The following is a 16,593-nucleotide window of genomic DNA, read 5'->3' as shown; positions in this document are numbered from 1 at the left end:
TTGCTCCCGGGTATGATTGATTTGTCCGTCATCATTTTAACACACAATGAATCAAAGCACATTGCACGTTGCATAGAAAGCTTGCTTCTGGTGACTGATAAGATTTTCATCGTTGATTCATTTTCTACCGACGACACGGTTGCCATTGCCGAAAGCCTCGGCGCCACGGTCGTTCAGAACCCCTGGGTTTCCTACTCTTTTCAATTCAATTTCGGTATTCAGCATATTCCATTCGGCACCAAGTGGCTTATGCGCATGGACGCCGATGAATACATTACGCCCGAACTGGCGAATGAGCTAAAAAACACATTACATCTTACGCCTGCGGAAGTTTCCGGGCTGTATGTCAAACGCCGTGTATTTTTTATGGATAAATGGATCCACCGCGGCGGTTACTATCCGATCTGGCTGCTCAGGGTCTGGCGCAGTGGCATTGGTCATTGTGAAGAGTTGTGGATGGATGAGCACATTAAGCTCAGCAGCGGCACCACCGCCCAGTTACAGCACGATATTGTGGACCATAACCTCAACAACCTGACCTGGTGGACCCAAAAGCATAACAATTATGCAATAAGGGAAGTCATTGATCTATTGAACATTAAATATAATTTTGATAGTAAAGAAACAGTAACCCCAAGCTTCTGGGGAAGTCAGGAACAGCGTACAAGGTTTTTAAAAGTCAAATATGCGGGCCTGCCTTTGTTTACGCGGCCTTTTATCTATTTCGTTTACCGGTATATTTTTAAACTTGGTTTTCTGGATGGTATGAAAGGATTGATCTGGCACTTTCTGCAAGGGTTCTGGTATCGCTTCCTGGTGGATGCCAAGATTTACGAAGTGTACTACCGGGCTGGAAAAGATAAGCAGGATATCATAACACATTTTAAGACAGAATATGGAAAAGACCTTAAAAGCCCGAACCGATCTGTCAAAGTATGATAACAGCTGGTACAAGCCGGGCGGTTTTTTAAAACAGCTGCTCTGGTATTTTGCCAACCGGCTATTTATCAATACTTACTTACCCTATCCGATGGCGATCAAGCGGTTTGTGCTGGAAATGTTCGGTGCAAAGTTGGCCAAAGGTGTTGTGATCAAGCCAAAAGTGAATGTCAAATATCCCTGGTTTCTGGTGATCGGAGAAAACGTCTGGATCGGTGAAAATGTGTGGATCGACAACCTCACTATGGTGACAATAGAGTCAAACGTATGTTTATCGCAAGGTTGCCTGTTGCTGACTGGAAATCACAACTTTACGAAGAGCACATTCGACCTGATCGTCAAATCGATAACGATTGAAAGCGGTGCCTGGATTGGCGCTAAGGCAACGGTTTGCCCGGGCGTGCGTGTCTATTCTCATGCAGTGCTTACGGTGGATTCCGTGGCTACTTCGGATTTGGAAGCATATGGGATTTATCAGGGAAATCCGGCTAAATTTGTCAAAACAAGAAACTTGTTCAGTTGAAAGTAAGTATCATAACCGTAGTTTATAATGGTGCGAAAACCATCCGGCAGTGCATTGAATCTGTTCTTGCCCAGGATTTTTCCGACATCGAGTACATTGTCATTGATGGAAATTCCAAGGACGGAACGCAGGAAATTATAGGCGAATACGGAAGCAAGATTGCCGCATTTGTAAGTGAACCCGACGGCGGAATTTACGATGCGATGAACAAAGGCATAAAATTAGCAACAGGTGATATCATAGGCATACTGAACGCAGACGATTTTTATGCATATAATGCGGCGATTAGCGACGTGGTAAGCAAGATGGAATCGCCTGATATTCAAGGTTGTTATGGTGATCTTGTATATGTTGATGCAGCGAACGAGGTGGTGATCAAGAGAAAATGGATTTCCGGAAACTACAAGGAAGGTGCTTTTCTCAATGGCTGGATGCCTCCCCACCCCGCATTTTTTGTGAAAAAAGAACTTTATGAAAGGTTTGGCTTGTTTCGGCTAGACCTGGGCAGCGCGGCAGATTACGAACTGATGCTTCGCTTCATTCATAAAGCCAAAGCGAAAATTGCGTACGTGCCGAAAGTCCTGGTGAAAATGCGGACCGGAGGTGTTAGCAATAGCAATCTCAAAAACAGGATTGCAGCCAACCGGAACGATTTGAGGGCCTGGAAGGAAAATGATTTAAAACCACATTTTTATACATTGTGGTTGAAGCCGTTAAGAAAAATCTTACAGTTTCGATAAAATAGAAAACCAAAAGCTGCATCCAAACCGCACAATAATTATTTTGATATACAGCGGTTTAGCTTTTATAATATAAATTAAAATTGCGACTTTTGATTTAAAGGTTACAAAATTACTACAACGTTACTAGGCTATTACATTGGCAGGCACTATGGAATTAAAGTTACCCCTACAGATACTGAGTGAAGGAAACTTCAGTAACATTATTCATCATGATGTTTACCAATGCCTCCTTTCCTTTCTGATCGCCTGTTTCCTGTCCATTATCAGCATTCCGATCATCATCAACTTATCGAATCTGTTGCATTTGACAGCGAAACCTGGTTTCAGGAGCTCACATGAAACGGAAACCCCTACTTTGGGAGGCATAGCGATATTTGCGGCAACGCTGATCGCTTATTTTTTATGGCCGCATTCCGAAAACATCCTGGATTCCAACCTGATCAGCCTCGCTATGACGGGCGTAATTATCTTGTTTTTTCTTGGGATTAAAGATGATATCCTTGCTGTTGACCCTACAAAAAAGCTGATTGTACAGATATTTGCCTCGCTGATACTTGTAGCAATGGGCAATTTCAAGGTCGATAATTTTTACGGAATATTTAGCATTCATGGTGTTTCAGACTTTATCAGCATCCCGCTTACCGTCTTCATTTTTATCGCGATCATTAATGCGATAAACCTGATCGACGGAATCGACGGACTGGCGGGTGGTATCAGCCTTATTGCGGGCCTGGGGTTCGGCATCTGGTTCATTGCTAACGATCATTTTTCGTTTGGTTGCCTGGCTTTCGCCATGTCGGGTTCGTTGCTAGGATTTTTGCGTTTTAATTTTTCCAAAACAAGCAAAATCTTCATGGGCGACACCGGTTCGCTGATTGTGGGTTATCTGCTTTCTATTTTCTCTGTTGAATTCCTGTCTTTAAATGTAGGTTACCTGCACGATCCGAATGCATATTTCAATGCGCCCATCATCGTTATGGTCCTGCTCATCGTCCCGATTTTTGATACATTACGTGTATTTATCGTCCGGATTTTCAAAGGAGGCTCGCCATTTATTGCGGACCGTAACCACATGCACCACATCCTGATCGACAATGGCCTGAACCATTTCTGGGCATCCTGCACACTTTGGATGGTAACGATCATGAATACCACGTTGTTTTTTGCTTTTCACGGCGACATTACAAACACTGCTTCGTTGTACATTTATATAGGCATGTTTGGCGTGTATATGATATTTGCCTACTTCCTTAAAAGGCGTGTCGTGTCTGTAAAAAAAAGAAAGAACCTGGCGAATAGTCATTCTTTTAATGGTGATGATCTGAGTTCTTCGAACAACATTCTGAGGGATTTGTAAAAATCCGGCTTCAAAAACCGCTGTTAATACCGCTGCAAATTCATTGCGTTGCACCTAATGTTTGTACCTTAGCACGAAATAATCGTCAACAGGTATGAATAAAAAGATCAGAAAAGAAGACGCCCTATACTACCACTCAAAAGGCCGTCCTGGCAAGATCCAGGTAATCCCGACCAAAGAAACCAGCACCCAGCGGGACCTTTCACTCGCGTATTCTCCCGGTGTTGCAGAGCCATGTCTCGAAATCGCTGCTAATGTTGAAGATGCCTATTTGTATACAGCAAAAGGCAACCTTGTAGCTGTAATCAGCAACGGAACCGCCGTGCTCGGACTCGGAGACATTGGTCCTGAGGCTTCCAAGCCGGTTATGGAAGGAAAGGGCCTTCTCTTCAAGATATATGCAGACATTGATGTATTTGACATTGAACTGAATACAAAAGACGTCGACGAATTTGTTAGGACCGTTAAGATCCTGGAACCTACGTTCGGGGGCGTCAACCTGGAAGATATCAAGGCACCGGAATGTTTTGAAATTGAGGCCCGCCTCAAACAAGAGCTGAACATTCCCGTCATGCACGACGACCAGCACGGAACGGCCATCATCAGCGCCGCAGCCATGTTAAATGCCCTTGAATTGGTTAAAAAAGACATTAATGATATTCGGGTAGTCGTTTCCGGCGCAGGCGCTTCGGCCGTTTCCTGTACTAAACTTTACCTGGCACTGGGTGCCAATCCGAAGAACATTGCGATGTTCGATACCAAAGGCCATATTCACAATGGCCGGACGGACCTTTCGGAAATGAAGCGGCAGTTTGCAACGGAAGTAGCTTACGAGTCGCTGGAAGAAGCAATGGTCGGCGCCGATTTGTTCCTCGGACTTTCAACAGCGGACATTGTGTCTAAGGATATGGTGAAATCAATGGCGAAAGATCCCATCGTGCTCGCTATGGCTAATCCCAACCCGGAAATCCCCTATCCTGATGCCGTTGAAGCGCGTGAAGACGTGATCATGGCAACAGGCCGCTCGGATTATCCGAACCAGGTGAACAATGTCCTTGGCTTTCCCTACATTTTCCGCGGCGCGCTGGACGTGCGTGCGACGGAGATCAATGAAGCAATGAAACTGGCGGCCGTTCACGCGCTTGCCGATCTTGCCAAGAAATCAGTTCCGGACATTGTAAACCTTGCGTACAATGAAACGAACATTGTTTTTGGCAAAAATTATATTATTCCAAAACCCGTTGATCCGCGATTGTTAACTACTGTGGCACCTGCTGTTGCAAAAGCTGCAATTGAAACAGGCGTTGCCCGCAAAGTCATTACGGATTGGGACGCTTACGAGCAGGAACTTTCCAGCCGCCTTGGCCGTAACGAACAGATTTCCCGCGTAATCCTGAACAAAGCGAAACTGGCCCCAAAAAGAGTTGTTTTTGCAGATGCAGAGAACATTCAGGTGCTTCGTGCCGCGCAACAGGTTCGTGATGAAGGAATTGCGATTCCTATCTTGCTGGGCAGCAAAGACATTGTGTCAAACCTGATCAAAGAAAGTAAGCTTGATCTGGGTGACGTAGCGATTGTGGATCCGCGTGCAGAAGAGAATGAAGAGATCATTAACAAATATGCCAACCTGCTTTTTGAAAAACGTAAAAGAAAGGGCCTAACGCCTATTGAAGCGCACAGAAGCATTTATTTCAGAAGCTATTTCGGATCAATGATGGTGGAAAACGGAGAGGCCGACGCGCTGATCTCCGGTCTTACAAGGACTTATCCGGATACGATCCGTCCCGCATTGCATGTCATTGGAAAAGATCCCGGTGTAAATAAAGTGGCGGGTATGTACATTTTGCTAACCCCAAAAGGACCATTATTCTTCTCGGATACAACCGTCAACCTGGATCCAACAGTTGATGAAATCGTTGAAATCACCGAACTGACGGCAAAAGCGGTCGAGCGGTTCAACATTCAGCCCCGCATTGCATTGGTAACGTACGCCAACTACGGAAGCGCCGACGGAACCGATGCGGTGAAAATGCGCGAAGCCACTGCGATCCTCAAAAAGAGAAATCCTACGATGATCGTAGAAGGCGAAATGCAAGCCCACCTCGCATTCAATACAGCATTATTAAAGGAAAATCACCCATTCAGCGACCTCGTAGATGGCGGCGCAAACACGCTGATCTTCCCGAACCTGTCGGCAAGTAACATTGCTTACAACTTGCTGAAAGAAGCTGCCGAACTGGAAACCATCGGGCCGATCCTGCTCGGAATGAAAAAGCCGGTCCACGTCTTGCAATTAGGAAGTTCCGTTAGGGAGATTGTTAATATGGTTGCAATAGCGGTTGTTGAGGCTCAGATGAAGAAGTAGTAGTCGGGTTGTGACAATTACAACCCCTGTCACACTGAGTATTTTGCCCTGTCACACTGAGCGGAGCCGAAGTGCGTTACTGCTAGCAGTTGCGCACTTCGGCCGCCCGGCGGCCCGGTCCGCTCAGTGTGACAGGGGGTTGTTTTATGTGACAGGGGTTGTTTTGATTGGCTCAGCTTCAGGGCTTCAACTTCACCCAGTCCGCATTATAAAGCGGCATATGTATCGCTTTTAGCTTTGCTTCGGGGAATTTGATTACTTTGCGGTCGTAGGTCATCAGGCCGTTTGTTTCTATTTCTACGTCGGTTGTTTGCGTGTAGACTGCGGCTGATAATCCTTTTTTGATCAGGGATTCAAATCTTTTTACGAAGGACTCGTAACGGGCGTAGAGCTCCTGCTGGTTTTTGAAACTCTGGTATCCCCAGTTATCCTTTTGCTGCCAAACGTGACCGTCTATCGGCAGCCCCAGCCCGCCGAATTCACCCAGCACAATAATCTGCTTTGCACCAAAAATTTCCGGTCTCGGCATCACCGGTGCGGGGTAATTATGCATGTCGATAATGTGGCCTACCGGGAAAAAGTTGCCTCCGCTGGCACTGTTAACCAGGCGGCTTGGGTCGTATTGCATGGTCCAGTTGGTGATTTCTTCTGTTTTGAATTGTCCCCATGCTTCGTTGAAAGGAACCCATACGACAATGGATGGAAAATGGTCATTGGCATCCATGATGGCCTTCCATTCCGTCTTATAAATGTTCTCTGACTCGGGCGTGCGCTGCTTTTCCGTTTCGTCTCCGGTAATGCCGGGACGCTGTTCCCAGTTGTTGCCCATATCGCCGCTCGGCATGTCCTGCCACACCAGCATTCCCAGCTCATCGCAATAGCGATACCAACGCGCAGGCTCTACTTTCACGTGTTTTCTGATCATATTGAAGCCCATTTCCTTGGTTTTCAAAATGTCGAATTTCAATGCTTCGTCCGTTGGAGCTGTATAGAGTCCGTCTGGCCACCAGCCCTGATCGAGCGGGCCATATTGGAATAAGAACTTGTTATTCAATGCCATACGCTGAATGCCGTTTGCATCCAATTGCATCGAAATTTTACGCATAGCGAAATAGCTTTTCACTTCGTCTACTACTTTTCCGTTCCGGGTTACTGTGATCACTAAGTCATACAAAAATGGATTTTCGGGCGACCACAACTTAGCATTAGCAATGTTCAGCACGGCATTTTCACCGGATGCGATTTCCTGCTCAGCAACTTTATTGGAGCCGTCCAGCGCAACGATTCTGATCTTGTCCGTTGTTCCTGCATTTTTAAGCGTTGTTGTAACAGTCAATGTTTGCTTATCAATGTCAGGAACTTGCTTGAAATCAGCAATGTGCGTTGTTGGAACGGTTTCCAGCCAAACGGTTTGCCAGATTCCGGTTACAGGCGTGTACCAGATTGCATGTGGATTTTTGATTTGCTTTCCTCTTGGCTGCGGACCATCGCTGCTGGGGTCCCAGACGCGAACGCTGATGTCCTGTTGCTTTTTCTTCACCAAAAGGTCCGTAATGTCAAAAGAGAAAGGATCGTAACCGCCCTGATGCGAGCCCGCCGGCTTTCCATTGACAAACACATCACATTTCCAATCCACCGCCCCAAAGTGCAGGAGCACTCTCTGATCTTTTAGCTTGGGCGCAAAGTCAATGTTTCGCTGATACCAGAGCACACTGTCTTTTCCCACAGTCTTACCCACGCCCGACAATGCGGATTCCACGGCGAACGGGACCAAGATCTGACCGTCAAAGGCAGCCGGTTTAGTTTCGGACGATTGTTTTGGAACAATTGAGAAATTCCATAATCCATTGATATTAACCCAATTCTGGCGGACCATTTGCGGCCGCGGATATTCAGGATGGACATTAGCTGCATTTACCTTTTCCGCCCAGGGCGAGACGATTTTCCCTTCAACATATTTCCATTCGGGAGACTTCTGCGCAGCCGAGTCGACGCTCAGGATGCATGATAGCAATCCCAATCCTAGCAGTGCTGTTTTCATTAAATTTGAGTTACTGAACAAGATGTTAATTAAATTCAAATTTAAAAGGTTTGCAGGAAACCGCTCTACTATCATTTTGCTTAGCTTTGAAATAACTCACTCAAATTCCAACCCATGAAAAAACGCTGTTACCTGGCCATTCTCCTGCTGATCAGCTTTTCTGCCTTCGCACAGGACTACTCCGATAAAATCACACTTGCCCTGCATGGCGGCGCAGGCACTATTACGCGCGCCAGCATGTCACCGGAGCAGGAAAAAGTTTATAAAGAAGTCCTTAATACGGCGTTGCAAAAGGGTTATAGCGTATTAAAAAGTGGTGGAACGAGTGTTCAGGCGGTGGAAGCAACGATCAGGGTTATGGAAGATTCACCGCTTTTCAACGCTGGTAAAGGTGCTGTTTTTACCAACGAGGGCAAAAATGAGCTGGATGCCTCCATTATGGAAGGAAAAACACTGAAAGCCGGCGCCATAGCAGGCGTTACCACGATCAGGAACCCGATTAGCACGGCCATTGCCGTCATGGAGAAGTCCCCGCACGTCATGATGGCGGGCAAAGGCGCGGAAACATTTGCGAAAGCGCAGGGACAGGCAATTGTTGATCCTTCCTATTTCTATACCGAGTCCAGGTTTAAAGCATTGCAACGCGCCAAAGAGCAGGAAAAAACAGAGCTGGACCATGACGCCAAAGAAAAGCAGGAAGTAAAAAAAGCGCCGAAGACAGGTTTCGTTGAACAAGACGAGCTGATTTTTACAGAAGGCAAAAAATTTGGGACGGTGGGCTGTGTTGCACTGGACAAATTCGGGAATTTAGCGGCTGGAACGTCCACGGGCGGCATGACCAACAAACGATACGGCCGCATCGGCGACGCACCGATCATTGGCGCAGGAACTTATGCAAATAATGCCACATGCGCGGTTTCGGCAACGGGACACGGCGAATATTTCATCCGCTCCGTGGTTGCCTACGACATCTCGGCATTAATGGAATATAAAGGCATGACTTTGCAGGATGCTGCGAATGAAGTGGTGATGAAAAAACTGGTGGAACGCGGCGGAGAGGGCGGCATTATTGCGGTGGACAGGAACGGTAATGTTGCGATGCCTTTTAATAGCGAAGGCATGTATCGCGGTTATATCAAAAGCGACGGAAAAAGTGAGATCCTGATTTATAAGGACTGATTTTGGGCCTTTTGAGCAGTCGATTTTGCTATGGTTACAAAAACGCGTTTTTATACACTTGTTTATCATTCCCGTAATACAAAACGGGCGGCTTTTGTCGTTTGGATTATGTAACGTAACATTCAGCTTCCTTTACTCTATGAAATCAGTTTACAAGGTTTTTCTTCTGATCTTACTGGCTTCTCCGCTTTGTTTTGCGACGCATATCCGGGGCGGTGAAATTATGGCCTCACATGTTTCTGGTCAAAATTATAAGATAAAAGTTCGGTTATACTTTGACAGTAATGTTGGTGAACCAGCTGCGGCTGCACAAACGAACGTGCTGGTTTGTTTTGGAGACGGTTCTACCAAAGAATTTAAACGATCGAAAACGGAAGCGCTTCCTGGTGATGTGCTGGTGTCTGACTATGACGGAACGCACACGTATCCTTCATCCGGAACATTCCAGATATCAGTTTCACTGGAAAACCGGTCGCCGGGAATTCTGAACTTACCAAATTCCGGTGATACGAGAGCTTTTTTCTGGACGGTTATTAACACACAGGTTTCTAATTCCACCCCAGTCCTTCCTTATCTAGTCTTTGAAGCGGGTGTAAAGCAATTATTCAAAATTGATCTCAAACCAACTGTTGCTGATGCCGATAGCATTACCGTGAAGCTTCCTAAGCTAAGCAAGCCTTCACCTGGCGAATGCGGCGTCCGTATGTTGGAGCATACTTATATGTATCCCAATGAAGTAAGCAGCACAGGCACATTCAAAGTCGTTCCATCGGTTAATCAGTTGGTTTGGCAGGCTCCGGAAGTGTTGGGCAATTACATATTTGCAATGGTGGTAAGCGAATGGCGCGACGGCGTTGCTATTTCGGAAACTTACCGCGAAGGTCTGATTATAGTAATCGACAAGCCCGGCCCCACCGTCGAGATCCCACCTTACGAATCGGCTGCAAATGGTGGCTTGATCACGTCTACGCCAAATGTAAAATCGGCAGAAGTTTCCATGGCCATTGAAGCGTATCCGGTTCCTACTGAGACATCTATAACTGTGAAAGCATATAGCAAAAAACGTTCTGTTGTAACATTACAGCTTATAGATATTCGCGGAAGGGTTATCAAGGAAATCAAAAGCGGCGGCCCGGTGATTTCAGTTCAGGAGGAGTTTGATATGCGTAATCTTGCCAAAGGGATTTACATCATAAAAGCAGCAAACGAGAATGATGCGGTGTCGCAGAAAGTGTTGCGGTAAGAGCATTGTAATGGTGTAAAAGCGAAATTTCGTCTTATGTAAATACGACACTTGTATATGCAATTGGTCTCCGTATTTATCATAGGTTAATTATAATTCAGAAAAATGGCTGATCACATGATCAGCCATTTTCTTTTCAATTCAATGTAAAAATTTCTTAATTAGCCGCCTGCCCTGACGCCGCAGACATATCGAGCGAAGTAATCCTATCCTCAACAAACTGGCTTTTCAAAAGCATTTCTTTGATCATCGACAAATGGGTGTAGGTGATCATATGTCCGGCTTTGTGCAGGAAAATGTATTGAGCGCGCTTGCTCTTAATGTGTTTCTTGGCAAAATCAATGTTAGCCGGATCGGCTATCCAATCATTTCCACCCTGGATTACGGTTGTAGGAAGGTCCAGGTTATGCCAAACGGGCAATAGTTTTCGGAGTTCATCGGAGTGGCTGTATTTCTCAGCCGTGGCCGTATTGAACTCTCCCGGCAAGAATAGCTGGATCAAAGAATTCCTGCCCCATTTTGAAAACCAATAAAACTTCTCTTTTTCAGGATCTATAACGGGCGAAACCATGATCAGCTCTTTCACTTGATCCGGTTGCAGTGAAACCAGCTTGGCAGCGATCGGTGCACCGTAAGATCTGCCCAGAACGGTTACTTTTTCTTTGCTTTTATTTAATTCAAAAACGGGTAAAAGTGCATTGGCTTGTGTAGCAATGGAAGTCACATAGCGGTGCTTCTTCTTCATTTTAAGGCGGGATTTCCCATAGCCCACACGGTCAACGGACACAATGTGGAAGCGCTTTTGCAGGTCTTCATCATCCATCAAATTCATATAACCCCATAACGAGCCGGGAGCACCATGGATCAGCAGCAACATTGGCAATGTATCCGCACCCACACTTGCAATGCAAAGTGCAAGCGTATCATTTTTAATAATGCGTTCCTCAGGTTTTACTTTTTTCGCTGCATAATGTTTCCGCACCTGTTTGGCTGATATAGTGTACCGGGAAAAGCAGGAACTGAGCGAAATGGATATCAGAAAAACAACAATTACAGATCGCAAAAATTTAAAACTTGGCATACATTCAGGAATCTTACTGTAATTTATAACTTCACAGGATATTTCAATATACGATTATAAATAGAAAAAGAGTGAAATTCAGGACGTGTTTCTCAAAGAAACAGCCTGGACAAAATTTTTCCTGCTGATTATGTGTTCAATATAAAATTGATGCCAGAAATCCGGGTTATCTAAGCCAAATTCCTACTGTTGATGACAACCAACCAACAAAACGAGTTCTTCCAGCGCCTGGCAGAGCAAAATGAGCAGTATCGCTATCAATTACCTTCGAGACACGATGCTGGTAAGTTTATTCAGGATCTGATTAATTTTCTTTTTCCGATCAGTAAGGACTGCACGAGCTGCCCCACCAAGGACATTGCGATGAAATATGCTGATTTACGCAACAGTCTGAACTGCATGCTGGAACCGCTGCTTCCGGAACTGGAAAAAAGCAAGGAGGAAATTTTGGACGATGTTTTTGGCCAGATTCCCGGGATTTACGAGAAATTGTTGCTGGATGCCAAATCAATCACGGATAACGATCCTGCTTCGGTAAGCATTGAAGAGGTCATTTCGGTTTATCCCGGCTTTATGGCCATTGCTACTTATCGCTTTGCCAACTTGTTTGCGCTTGCCGGCATTCCGCTTCTACCCAGGATGTTAACTGAATTCGCACACAGCCAAACAGGAATCGACATTCACCCGAACGCAACAATCGGCCATTCGTTTTTTATAGATCACGGAACTGGCGTTGTCATCGGCGAAACCACGCATATTGGTAACAATGTTAAATTGTATCAGGGAGTGACATTGGGGGCGACATTTGTATCAAAGTCACTTGCTTCCAGCAAACGTCATCCAACCATTGAAGACAATGTGGTGGTATATGCCAATGCGACGATTTTGGGAGGAGAAACCGTGATAGGCCACGATTCGATTATTGGCGGAAACGCCTGGCTGGTGCGAAGCGTACCTCCATTTTCACAGGTTTATCACCAGAGCAAAATAGAGATACGCCAGCAAACACCTTCGATTACATAATACTTCTTATAAATCTGCGAACACCTTCCATATACACGGGCTCAGCTTGCGGAAACGCATATCTGGGCTGTGTGGTCATGGTAATGCTTATAAAACCGTAGGTAAGGCACCACCACTCGTAATAGGTTTTGGTAACCATCTCGCCAGATCTCGGACGCAGGCTTGCAATCATTTCCCAAACCGGATTGCCCTTAATGCTCATGGCCTTTCCGTACACATTCTTCGAATCGCAATAAGCGCCTTCCAGATTGAACATTACCTGAAAAACCTCTGGATTTTCGATCGCAAACACCCAGATCCGCTGCGCTACTTCTGCCAACTGCTTCTGGGGATTGCTGAAATGGGTCTTGATTTTTGAAAACTCAGCCTGCAAGATATCGAACCCTTCCATGCGGATCGCTTCGAGCAATTTATCCTTGCTCTCAAAATATTCATAGAGAATTGGAGGGCTGTATTCGATCACTTCAGCAATTTTGCGGATAGAGACCGCTGTCCACCCGTCCTCACGGGCTATTTCTTTTGCTGTTTTGACGATATCCGAACGTACCTGTATTCTGAGGCGTTCTCTTCGCTCTACTATTCCCATACTATAATGCTGATTTTAAGATGGAGTCAGAATGATATGCATTCAAATATAAACATATAGTCCTTACCGCTCAAGAGGATTTTGACCCGTTTATTCAAAACATTTGTCCTTTAAAATATTTTTTCCTGCAAACACCCCAGATTAAATCTAACAGCGGATTATTAAATTTATGCGTAAAAAAATTTTTTTAAACGCCTGAAAATGTTTTATTCAGCCCTTTTCGTGGGTCCTGTTTTCTCAATTTTTTCGACCAGACGATAATTCGATTCCTGCGCGCGAACCTTCCCGCGCGAGTCGTCGGTGATTCTTAAATTGTTCTGATAAAGGTCCAGCCTGACAGACTTCTGGTTGTCGCTTACATAGTTCCTGAGCACAAGACGCATCTGATTTTTCAGCGCTTCATCCAGGATCGGGAAGCATACATCAATGCGGCGGTGCAGGTTGCGGTGCGTCCAGTCGCAGGACGACAAGTACATTTCATCATTGCCGCGGTTGGCAAAATGAAAGATCCGCGTGTTCTCCACATAGCGGTCTACATGACGGCTTACTACAATGTTATCACTAATCGACGGCAGCCCGGAAATGAGCCCGCAACTTTCACTGACGATCACATGCACCGGAACGCCGGCCTGACCTGCCTGATAAATCTTATCGATCAGCATATGGTCTTGCAGCTGATTAATTTTAATGGTCACAAAGGATTTCAGCCCCGCGTTACAATTGGCAATTTCGCGGTCTATCAGATCCAAAAGCCTTTTTTGGAGTGTAAATTGTGTTACAAACAGATTATTAAATGGCAGATATTTATATTTCTTCGGCTCGTCCTGCGTAGACAAATATCCAAAAAGCAATTCCAGCTCATTGGTCAGTTCCCGGTGGCTTGTTAACAATGCGTGATCAACGATTTCCCGGCTGGTAAGCCTGTAAAAACCGCCCGTTCCAAAAAATGCGTATCGTTCCCAGCCTTTGTGGACCTTGCGTTTGACCAAAGCAATTTTGGCATGTACTTTCAATCCGGGGACGCTCAGAATGATCTTTACGCCCGCATCCCGCATTTTTTTGGACCAATGCAAATTTTCCTGAATGTCGAGCTTCGTATTAAGCTCTACATAAGTTGTTACCCGCTTTCCATTGCGTGCTGCGCTGATCAACGAGTTCAGTATAAAGGAATTGGGACTGATCTTATAAAGCGAAACGTGGATCTCGCGCACATGCGGGTCGACGGCAGCTTCATTAAAAAACCGCACGATGGGCTCGTAAGAATGGTAAGGCAAATGCAGCAGCTGATCTGCCCTTTGTATGGATTCAAAAACAGAGGTAACATCGTCGAAATCCGGGTTTTGGATTGGGCGCTGAACAGGATAATCCAATCGCCGCGAAAGTTGCGGGAAGGTCATCAGGTCCTGCATATAAATGTAATGTCCCCGCTCATGAAACTCGTTCATCGGGATGGCAGCCTTGCTGACCAGATATTCACGCATATACAGCGGCATACCCGATTCATAGAAATATTGCGCGGGCTGGACGAAATTGCGTTTTTCAAGCTGTTTCAAAATGCGCTGCGCAAGCTGCATCGGATACTCGTCTTCTATCGACAGTTCGGTATCTTTCTCGACCCGTAACGCATAGCTTTCCAAAACATCGTAACCCGGAAATAGCAAGGGCAGATGTTCCCTGATAACGTCTTCCAGGAAAGCAACCTGCTTTTTCCCATCCAGTTCCGGCAACTCCGCAAAGCGGCCAAAAAGCTCGGACGGAATATTGACAATGGCATACCAATCCTCTTCCGTATCATCCCTATGCTGCAACCTGACAACCAGATATAATTGTTTGGACTCGAAAAAGGACATTTTCGAACTTCTCCGACTGTCCAGAAAAACGGGCTGCAAATGCCTGAAAAGCTTGTCGACAAAAAATTTCCTCAGAAAATTCAGATGCTCATTCGCAAATGTTTCCCGATAATATAAATGTACGCCCTGCTCATGCAGCGCGGGAAGAATTCCTGTAAGTAATATGTCGTTGAACTCGCGCAGCTGGTTTTCAACCGTTTCGTAGACGTGTTCCAGTAATGACTCAGGGAAAAGATTGAGTTTGGTACGGATATCGTTGCTCACCTCCCCCATGGCCAGCAAGCTGGGAACACGTGCGCGGAAGAATTCTTTGGTTTGATATGCGTAAATGCCAAGAAAACGTAAACGTTCCCTCACCGGTACAGTCTCATCGTTGGCTTCCAGTAATAATCGGTAATTATTAGACAGCCAGCTTAGATTTGTATCGAAGTAGGGATAAGCAACATCTATCATTGATTAAGGTAAAAAAGATTCAAAATTTGCTACAATATAAATACATTTGGCCGGTAAGGATCTAACTTTGCGACACAAAGATTTAACAAAGTTCGGCAAGCATCCGATGTTATTTCTTTCATTTAAAACTTAATTACAGTACTATGCAATATCAATTATTGGGCCGGTCAGGTTTACGTGTTTCGGAAGTTTGCCTGGGCACCATGACCTTCGGAACTGAGTGGGGATGGGGAGCGGATAAGCATGAAAGCTATAAGATATTCGAAAGTTTCGCAGGCGCAGGAGGCAATTTTATCGATACAGCTAACCGCTATACAGAAGGCTCTTCTGAAAAATATGTAGGTGAATTCATTGAAAATGACCGTGATCACTGGGTCTTAGCGACCAAATTCACACTGAAAGACCGGAACGACGACCTTAATTTTGCCGGTAACCACCGCAAAAACATGATGCGCTCGGTGAGAGCAAGCTTGAAGCGCCTGAATACGGAATACATTGACCTGCTATGGGTTCACCTTTGGGACAATACAACCCCCGTTGAGGAAGTAATGCGCGGCCTGGACGACCTGGTTACAAGAGGTTTGGTCCATTATGTCGGCATTTCGGATACACCGGCCTGGGTGGTTTCACAGGCAAATACGATTGCAGATTTTCGCGGCTGGAATGCATTTGCGGCCATTCAGTTTGAATATTCCCTCATTCAGCGCACACCGGAACGCGACTTACTTCCTATGGCAAAAGCGCTTGGACTTGCGGTAACACCCTGGGGCACAATAGGTGGCGGCGCACTTACCGGAAAATATTTACGCGGTGAAGCCGGCCGCGTTCCTGACCATAGCATCCGCAGAAACGAGCATAGTAGCATTATAGCACAAACTGTGGTGGATGTGGCCAGTGAACTTGGCGTAACGCCGGTGCAGGTGGCGATCAACTGGGCGCGTCACCGCGATCAGGTAATGATCCCGATCATTGGTGCTTCAAAAGAAAAACAACTTGTGGATTCGCTTGGCTGCCTGTCGTTCAAGTTGCCGGATGAAATGATCGCGCGGCTTAACGAGGTAAGTAAAATCGAGCTGGGTTTCCCGCATGAATTTCTTAAATCCGAAGGCGTGAAGGAAGAGGCGTTCGGAGGACTTTATGAAAAGCTGGAAAATCACAGAAACTAACTGTAACGTATCGGCTGCCGGCCATCAAATGTAAAGCCGGCAGC

Annotated in this window: 13 protein-coding genes; 9 read left to right on the top strand and 4 right to left on the bottom strand. The window is 45.7% G+C overall.

What is annotated here, in order from left to right:
• Nucleotides 1–12: 12 nt before the first annotated feature.
• The 5 genes from LZG74_RS08565 (at nucleotide 13) to LZG74_RS08545 (ending at nucleotide 5,927) form a co-directional block, all read left to right on the top strand.
• A complete protein-coding gene (locus tag LZG74_RS08565; protein WP_233796131.1) occupies nucleotides 13–939 on the top strand; it encodes a glycosyltransferase family 2 protein in 927 nt (308 codons plus the stop codon).
• Entirely contained in the window at nucleotides 896–1,462 is a 567-nt protein-coding gene (locus LZG74_RS08560; RefSeq protein WP_233796130.1) for a WcaF family extracellular polysaccharide biosynthesis acetyltransferase, read from the top strand. Before LZG74_RS08565 ends, LZG74_RS08560 begins: the two co-directional genes overlap by 44 nt.
• A complete protein-coding gene (locus LZG74_RS08555) occupies nucleotides 1,459–2,202 on the top strand; it encodes a glycosyltransferase family 2 protein (protein WP_233796129.1) in 744 nt (247 codons plus the stop codon). The genes LZG74_RS08560 and LZG74_RS08555 overlap by 4 nt, the downstream gene beginning before the upstream one ends.
• 151 nt (nucleotides 2,203–2,353) lie before the next feature.
• Nucleotides 2,354–3,562 (top strand): MraY family glycosyltransferase, encoded by a 1,209-nt coding sequence (locus LZG74_RS08550; RefSeq protein WP_233796128.1) that lies wholly within the window; start codon nucleotides 2,354–2,356, stop codon nucleotides 3,560–3,562.
• Nucleotides 3,563–3,656: 94 nt separating this feature from the next.
• Nucleotides 3,657–5,927 (top strand): NADP-dependent malic enzyme, encoded by a 2,271-nt coding sequence (locus LZG74_RS08545; protein ID WP_233796127.1) that lies wholly within the window; start codon nucleotides 3,657–3,659, stop codon nucleotides 5,925–5,927.
• A gap of 178 nt (nucleotides 5,928–6,105) precedes the next feature.
• Here the strand turns inward: LZG74_RS08545 and LZG74_RS08540 are convergent, their stop codons facing one another.
• The gene (locus LZG74_RS08540) at nucleotides 6,106–7,968 is read right to left on the bottom strand and encodes a glycoside hydrolase family 2 protein (RefSeq protein ID WP_233796126.1); all 1,863 of its coding nucleotides are present in this window, start codon (nucleotides 7,966–7,968) and stop codon (nucleotides 6,106–6,108) included.
• 114 nt (nucleotides 7,969–8,082) lie between these two features.
• Between LZG74_RS08540 and LZG74_RS08535 the strand changes: the two genes are divergently transcribed.
• Nucleotides 8,083–9,147 (top strand): isoaspartyl peptidase/L-asparaginase family protein, encoded by a 1,065-nt coding sequence (locus LZG74_RS08535; protein ID WP_233796125.1) that lies wholly within the window; start codon nucleotides 8,083–8,085, stop codon nucleotides 9,145–9,147.
• A gap of 139 nt (nucleotides 9,148–9,286) precedes the next feature.
• Nucleotides 9,287–10,390 (top strand): T9SS type A sorting domain-containing protein, encoded by a 1,104-nt coding sequence (locus tag LZG74_RS08530; RefSeq protein WP_233796124.1) that lies wholly within the window; start codon nucleotides 9,287–9,289, stop codon nucleotides 10,388–10,390.
• 157 nt (nucleotides 10,391–10,547) lie between these two features.
• Here the strand turns inward: LZG74_RS08530 and LZG74_RS08525 are convergent, their stop codons facing one another.
• A complete protein-coding gene (locus LZG74_RS08525) occupies nucleotides 10,548–11,372 on the bottom strand; it encodes an alpha/beta fold hydrolase (RefSeq protein ID WP_233796123.1) in 825 nt (274 codons plus the stop codon).
• A 291-nt stretch (nucleotides 11,373–11,663) separates the two neighbouring features.
• Between LZG74_RS08525 and epsC the strand changes: the two genes are divergently transcribed.
• Nucleotides 11,664–12,494 carry a serine O-acetyltransferase EpsC gene (epsC, locus tag LZG74_RS08520; RefSeq protein WP_051350139.1) on the top strand — a complete coding sequence of 277 codons (831 nt, stop codon included), beginning with the start codon at nucleotides 11,664–11,666 and terminating at the stop codon, nucleotides 12,492–12,494.
• On the opposite strand, the gene LZG74_RS08515 is transcribed toward epsC, so the two are convergent.
• A complete protein-coding gene (locus tag LZG74_RS08515; RefSeq protein ID WP_026630281.1) occupies nucleotides 12,487–13,080 on the bottom strand; it encodes a TetR/AcrR family transcriptional regulator in 594 nt (197 codons plus the stop codon). The genes epsC and LZG74_RS08515 overlap by 8 nt on opposite strands.
• A 206-nt stretch (nucleotides 13,081–13,286) precedes the next feature.
• Nucleotides 13,287–15,383, bottom strand: coding sequence for a polyphosphate kinase 1 (gene ppk1, locus LZG74_RS08510; RefSeq protein WP_233796122.1), 2,097 nt, complete (start codon nucleotides 15,381–15,383; stop codon nucleotides 13,287–13,289).
• A 143-nt stretch (nucleotides 15,384–15,526) separates the two neighbouring features.
• Between ppk1 and LZG74_RS08505 the strand changes: the two genes are divergently transcribed.
• Nucleotides 15,527–16,549: an aldo/keto reductase gene (locus tag LZG74_RS08505; protein WP_026630283.1), complete on the top strand. Its 1,023-nt coding sequence runs from the start codon at nucleotides 15,527–15,529 to the stop codon at nucleotides 16,547–16,549.
• Nucleotides 16,550–16,593 lie beyond the last annotated feature (44 nt).

The sequence above is a fragment of the Dyadobacter sp. CY327 genome (genome assembly GCF_021390415.1).
Taxonomy (GTDB): Bacteria; Bacteroidota; Bacteroidia; order Cytophagales; family Spirosomataceae; genus Dyadobacter; species Dyadobacter chenhuakuii.
The sequence above is the reverse complement of the archived record's forward strand: the minus strand, read 5'-3'. Positions and strand labels throughout refer to the sequence as shown.